This window comes from Rhodopirellula sp. JB055 (assembly GCF_043100905.1).
In the GTDB taxonomy this organism is placed as follows: domain Bacteria; phylum Planctomycetota; class Planctomycetia; order Pirellulales; family Pirellulaceae; genus Rhodopirellula.
Genome location: NZ_JBICHO010000245.1, coordinates 1 through 5,731, shown reverse-complemented (window position 1 = coordinate 5,731; position 5,731 = coordinate 1). Strand labels below are relative to the sequence as shown.

At 56.9% G+C, this 5,731-nt stretch carries 6 protein-coding genes; 3 read left to right on the top strand and 3 right to left on the bottom strand.

Annotated features, from left to right (window positions below; translation table 11 throughout):
- The coding region (locus tag ACF8AM_RS10195; protein WP_392555539.1) for a DUF1559 domain-containing protein at nt 1-739 on the bottom strand (739 nt) is incomplete at its 3' end.
- Between the two features lie 7 nt (nt 740-746).
- On the bottom strand, nt 747-1,481 hold the full coding sequence (locus ACF8AM_RS10190; protein ID WP_392555538.1) for a DUF2306 domain-containing protein: 735 nt from the start codon (nt 1,479-1,481) through the stop codon (nt 747-749).
- Nucleotides 1,482-1,541: 60 nt separating this feature from the next.
- Between ACF8AM_RS10190 and ACF8AM_RS10185 the strand changes: the two genes are divergently transcribed.
- Entirely contained in the window at nt 1,542-1,760 is a 219-nt protein-coding gene (locus ACF8AM_RS10185) for a hypothetical protein (RefSeq protein WP_392555537.1), read from the top strand.
- A gap of 66 nt (nt 1,761-1,826) precedes the next feature.
- Here the strand turns inward: ACF8AM_RS10185 and ACF8AM_RS10180 are convergent, their stop codons facing one another.
- Nucleotides 1,827-3,182 carry a hypothetical protein gene (locus tag ACF8AM_RS10180; protein ID WP_392555536.1) on the bottom strand — a complete coding sequence of 452 codons (1,356 nt, stop codon included), beginning with the start codon at nt 3,180-3,182 and terminating at the stop codon, nt 1,827-1,829.
- A 388-nt stretch (nt 3,183-3,570) separates the two neighbouring features.
- Here ACF8AM_RS10180 and ACF8AM_RS10175 point away from each other — a divergent pair, with 388 nt between their 5' ends.
- A complete protein-coding gene (locus tag ACF8AM_RS10175) occupies nt 3,571-4,785 on the top strand; it encodes a M24 family metallopeptidase (protein WP_392555535.1) in 1,215 nt (404 codons plus the stop codon).
- Between the two features lie 80 nt (nt 4,786-4,865).
- A partial coding sequence (locus tag ACF8AM_RS10170) for an acyltransferase family protein (RefSeq protein WP_392555534.1) occupies nt 4,866-5,731 on the top strand: 866 nt, incomplete at its 3' end.

Sequence of the window (5,731 nt, the reverse complement as noted above, 5' to 3'; positions counted from 1 at the left end):
CATCTGCCCACCGACCGCCCCGCCCGACGCTGGCGAGTGAGATCGAGGGTTTGTAGAAATTGGGACGATCCACATCCAGAGTCTCTCGGCACATGGCGGGAAATCGAAAGATTTGCTCGGTTGGACGAATCGCAGTTTGTCCGATGTCCCAACGATCGCCGAGGTCGTTGCCGATCTCACACATGGCAATCGTGTTGGACAAGCCATCGGTGATCGTTCGGAAGTTGGGGACATGAGCCCCTGCGAAAATGCCTCGTACGTTTTGTGTTGACGTGTGTTCGACATTCAACAGGTCGACTTGGTCACCAACGCAGAACGCATAGCTCGTCAATCCGAACGGTTCGGGTGTGGCCGGAGACGCGGGGCACTGGTAGGTCTGAATCTGTGCGGTCCAAGGCTGATATTTCTCGTCCCACGGAACTGGACCCATTGGTGGGTACAGTATTCCGTTGAACTCAGCGGGGTTGGCAATGGTTTCCCACATGCTTGACGCTTCGATGAACGGCATCAACGCCACCAAGCCGCTGAGTCGTCGCGAGTTGCCATCGTATTTGGATGGGCCTTGAAGTGTGCCTCCTTGGGCCGGAGGAAGGTGCTTGTAGGCGGAGTGATAGTTGTGAAGGCCAAGCCCAATCTGTTTGAAGTTGTTGCTGCAACTCATTCTTCTGGCGGCTTCACTGGATGTGCGAACCGCGGGCATCAGCAGTCCAATCAGGACGGCAATGATGCCAACAACCACAAGAAGTTCAAGCAATGTGAAGGCGTGACGTCTTGGTTTTACGGTGCGCAGTGTCATGACATTTTCTCCCAACCTCGAAAAAGAACCATGGAACCAACCAACTGGTCCAGGCGATAAGGCGGTGTGCGAAATCCGTTTCGGTGTCCGTGACGATCGTGAACCCCACGACAACCCGCAGCAGCAACGGTGAGCACAAAAGTAAAAAGCATCGCGTTGCCCAGAGGCGATGCTGGATGATTCGGCCGGTCATTGCGTTGCGGATAGCAAACGCCATCGTGATGGCGGTCGCCAGTGCCAACAATGTGAACGCGACTTCCGCACTCGGGCCCGCCATGGCGTATTGAGCCATCACGAGACCACTGGGGAAAAGAAAGAACAGCACCACCGCGGCTTGCACACGGCCGATCACACGGTGCCATGGCGGAGTCGGCTTTTGCATCGTTCCGCTGAAGAACAACGCGGCGCCTTGAATCAACGCAATCGGTCCGGCAACAATGTGAACGTAGAACGCAATGGAGTACCAACCGTGGAAGTGACTCCGGTGAGCGGACAGGAACACCGAGTCATTCAGGTTGGCGGGGAAGTAATCCCGGTACGGAAGCAGCAACTGCACCAAGACACTCACGCCGAGCACGGTGGTCAGGGTGATTGCCAATCGCACCAGCTGACTCAGCCGTGTTGTGTCACGAGTCAAAAACGCGTCGCGATTGGATGCTTTGAATCGGGAATGGTTGGAAGCCATCGGTTATCCTCCCACTCGAGTCTAACCGCTTTGAAATCAGCACACCAAATGGATTCCAGTATGAACGAATCGCGAGCTTCCAGGTCAACGCACCAATCAGCGGGCGATCCGGCACAGGCAGGCTTGCCGAGCCAGTGGGATCAGTGCTCGCCAGCCGATGCGACGCAGGGAGTTTGTCCCGTTTGTTTGGGGCGAACGTTGATCGAAATTCGCGGCAAGTTGCAGTGTGAACGCTGTCACACCATTTGCGAAACGTGCTGCGAAGGCGGCCGCACTTGAAACGCGAATTGAATCGGCAGGAATGATCGGGCACATGGCTCTGCCTGATCAAAACTGGACGATGCACTAATGAGGTTGACGGATGAAACGCCAGTTCGGAATTTCCGCAACACGCTCGGTGGGTGTGCGCTGGGTGGTTGGTGGCGTGGTCACGTCTTCGGACGGTTGTCGAATGAAGTTCCGCGACGAGTGAGTCGGTGCCGGTGACGGTGGTTGCTGGGTCAAGGAATCGGTTGCGGAACCAAGTGGCCAAGGCGATGGCTTTGCCGCGTCAGATTTCGGAAGCAAGCTGTCTTCATCGGGGTAAGGCGGCAGCAGTTCCTCGAGCAGCAAGGATTCCTCCTCGTCAGATGATTCGGAGGCTTCCGCCGGCTCAGGTGCTGCGTCGAGCAGGTCACTCGGGCTTGGCAGCGAATCCTCGAAAACCTCTCTTTCGCGAATCGATGGTGGCAGTTGCAGAGGTTTGTTCTTGAGCAGTTCGTCGACTTTGCGTTCATCGATCAAGCGACGTTGTTCGCTACCAACAGGAGGTCCGCCAAACATCTGCGAAGGCTCGATCTCTTCCGGATCGATCAAGTACTTTTGGTACTTTTTCTCCAGCCGTTGGTGTTCTTGAAATTCACGAAAACGCTGGATCTCTTCCTCGGTCAAATGTTGTTTCGGGAGTGCTTCGTTGGTGGGCGCGAGATCGTTGGTGACGGCTGGGGTGTCAGCGGTGGATTCCAATGGCAATGTCGTCGCGGGATCTTCATTCGCTAAGACTGAAAAACCATGGTGAGTGAACTCATCGATGTGTTTCGAGTGCAGTCGAAAGCGAGGTGAGTTGGTTTCGGGGTAATGACCTTCGATGGATTCGTGGTCGAGAATTGGGTCGACGGGACGCGCGCCCACTTCGGCTGCGGCAGCCTCGAAGCTCACTTTCCGAGCGTACTCATCAAACCGGTCGTAGAACGTTGGGCGACGGGCGCTGGGCAGCATCGTTGGTCGCAACCGGCTGAAGCCATCACGGAGTTCGCCCGTTGCCAACGAACTGGCTTGGCATGTTCCCTGGCAACTTGGTGACTGACACGCACGGCACCCCATCACTTTGTCGCCGAGATTGCCCGTTCGAGCCTGGTAAGAACGAGGCGGTAGATTGGCCATCGGTCGCATGCCGCTGCTGTGACAAGCATGGTATCCATCGCCCCAACTGCATCCACAAAAGCGTCCGACCCGCTCGACCATCTCTGGGAACCCAGCCGTGCTGGTGTCGATCAAACCTGGGCCGGTCGACAACATGATCCCTCCAAGCGCGACCGTGCAAATCCAACGACGTCGAAGCATGCGGTTCACACGGCGGTCCGCTGGAGCGGCCTGTCGTGTGACGGTTGCTGCGTGGGCGTTGGGAGCAGACGCGTCAGTGGGTTTTGAAAACCATGTCATGAAACAAACTCAGGCGATGGCGGCGGGGCGAGACGCTTGGCACCGAAACGATGCCGTTTGATCGCGTCTGGGCGACGTCCCTCCCAACGATCGGCACCAGCCGCCGGATCGCTTCATCCGCCAGAACAGTCGCAAGCGAATTTTGAGAACGTTCAGTGGGTCAGCACGATTAGTGAATCTAAGAGGATTCTGTCGGGGGAAGCGAGTGTCGCGAGGGGAGCCCGCGTGACAGAAATCGCCAGCGTGATTGCCGTTTTTGAAGGGGACTGGTGCGGTTGAGGCGATTTGTACTCCTGCAATCCCACGTTGTGTTGACGATTGAGTGGTTGCGAGTTCGATCGGTCGGTGGTCTCTCGGCAGCGTCCTTCCCGTCGGTTAATTTGGACGCATGATTCATTCAAAATTGATGGTAGCCAAGAGCGACTCCGCTGACGGTTCTGGTTCCGACAATGCTCGTTCAGGTGAGGCCCAGGTGATGGCTGGCCTGGCCGATCGAAATGCGAATTTGTTTCGACGCTTGGGGATTGCGTTGGGGGATCCTGCTGCTTGGGTGGGCCTGCCTGATGGGAAGAACATCGGTATCGTTCGTGATTTGGAAATGGATCGGACTCGCGCCGCGGGGCAACTGGATGCCGTTCATTGTCCGGCTGATTTTCCGCCTGCCTCGGGTTCGCCCAGCGGCGACCGCGAAACCGCGTCCGCTCAATCGGTGGCGAGATTTCTACAGCTTCAATCGATCGACCGGGTCGTTGTCGATCGTGCGTTCCCGCTGATCTACGCCTGGCACTTGGCCGACGCCGGAATCTCCATTGCCTACGACGATGATTTGGGCGTGATCGATCGCCGAGTCAAAACGGACCAAGAGATCGATGCTCTTCGAAAGGCTCAGTCGGTCACCGAAGCGGTCATGCGGCAGATGTGTGAAATGATTGCCACGGCAGAGGTCGGTTCCGAAGGCCGGTTGATGTTCGGTGGCGAACCTTTGACCAGCGAACGGGTTCGCACCATGGCCGGGGAAGCGTTCATGAAACGCAATTTCACGATGAGCCATGGTGCCATCGTTGCCACCTTGCCCGATTCAGCCGACTGCCATCATCGTGGCGACGGCGATTTGTACACCGGCCATCCGGTCATCGTCGATCTGTTTCCGCGAGATGAGTCGACGCGTTACAACGGTGACTGCACGCGAACGGTGGTCCACGGAACACCCAGCGAAACGGTTCTGAAAATGCACGCGGCGGTGGTCGCTTCCAAGGAAGCGGCCGAGGCCGTTTTGTTCCCGGGACGAACAGGCGAAGAGGTGCAGTTGGCGGTCGAGAAAGTCTTGTTGGGGCACGGGTACCCAATCTCGCGTGGCGAGTTGACCGAGGGTCCTTCGATTCAACACGGCACCGGTCACGGAATTGGTTTGGAAGTTCACGAGCCAATCTTGCTGGATCACGGCGGAGGCGAAATGCTCGCGGGTGAAGTTTTCACGGTCGAGCCTGGCTTGTATGGACGACAAACTGGTGGTGTTCGCATCGAAGACATGTTGGTCGTGACGGCGGACGGTCCAGTTAATCTGAACCAGTTGCCGATGGGACTGGATTGGAATCCAAGTTAACACTCGCTTTGATTCGGACCGGTACACTTCGTTACTGAAACGACGGCGAGTTCGGTCCCGGCATCGAGGAAACTGAAGCCATGAATGATTCAATGACTTCGGTTGCTTTCCGTCGGCACGACCTGGATGCGTTGCGAGGCATCGCGATGTTGCTGGGGATTTTCTTGCACGCAGCCATCGCTTACTCGCCCGATGCGGGGCGAGGCTGGCCGATCCAAGATTCGCAAAGCAGCGATTTGGTTTCGGTGTTCATTGCGTTGGTGCATGGCTTTCGAATGCCGTTGTTCTTTCTGCTCAGCGGCTTCTTCACGATGATGCTGTTCCGGCGGCGCGGGGCTTCGAAACTGATCGAGCACCGCGTACTGAGAATCGGGATTCCGTTTGTGATCGGGATGTGCACGATCATTCCCGTGATGTGGATCGTCGCGGGATACATCCAGGCCCATCCTTCGCCCAACGCCGCAGTTTTTGACGAGACGGACTTGTTAACTCCCGTCGTTCAAGATGACTTGGCGGGCGTGGAAAAAGCCTTGTTGGCGGGCGCCGATGTCAATCAACGATCCGAGCAAGGTGATTCGCCCTTCTTGGTCGCTGCGTTCCTGGGACGCGACGACATTGCCAAGGTGTTGCTCGATCACGACGCCGATATGGAACTGGGAAACCACAAGGGCGAGCAACCGATCGATGTGATGCGTGCACCGTGGGGAACGACCGAGTTCGTCGCTGGGTTGCTGCAAATCGAAGTCGATCAAGAGGATGTCGAATCTGGGCGGGAAGAGATCGCTGCGATGATGGGCGTCACGTTGTTTGAGTCGCCAGCGGATCAGGCTGCCGCACCAGGAATGAGTGCGGCGGACTGGAGCGGATTGATGTTTCTGTTGTTTGAGTTCCCGGCAACGGGCCACCTGTGGTTTCTTTGGTTCTTGTGCTTCTTGGTGGCTGGGTT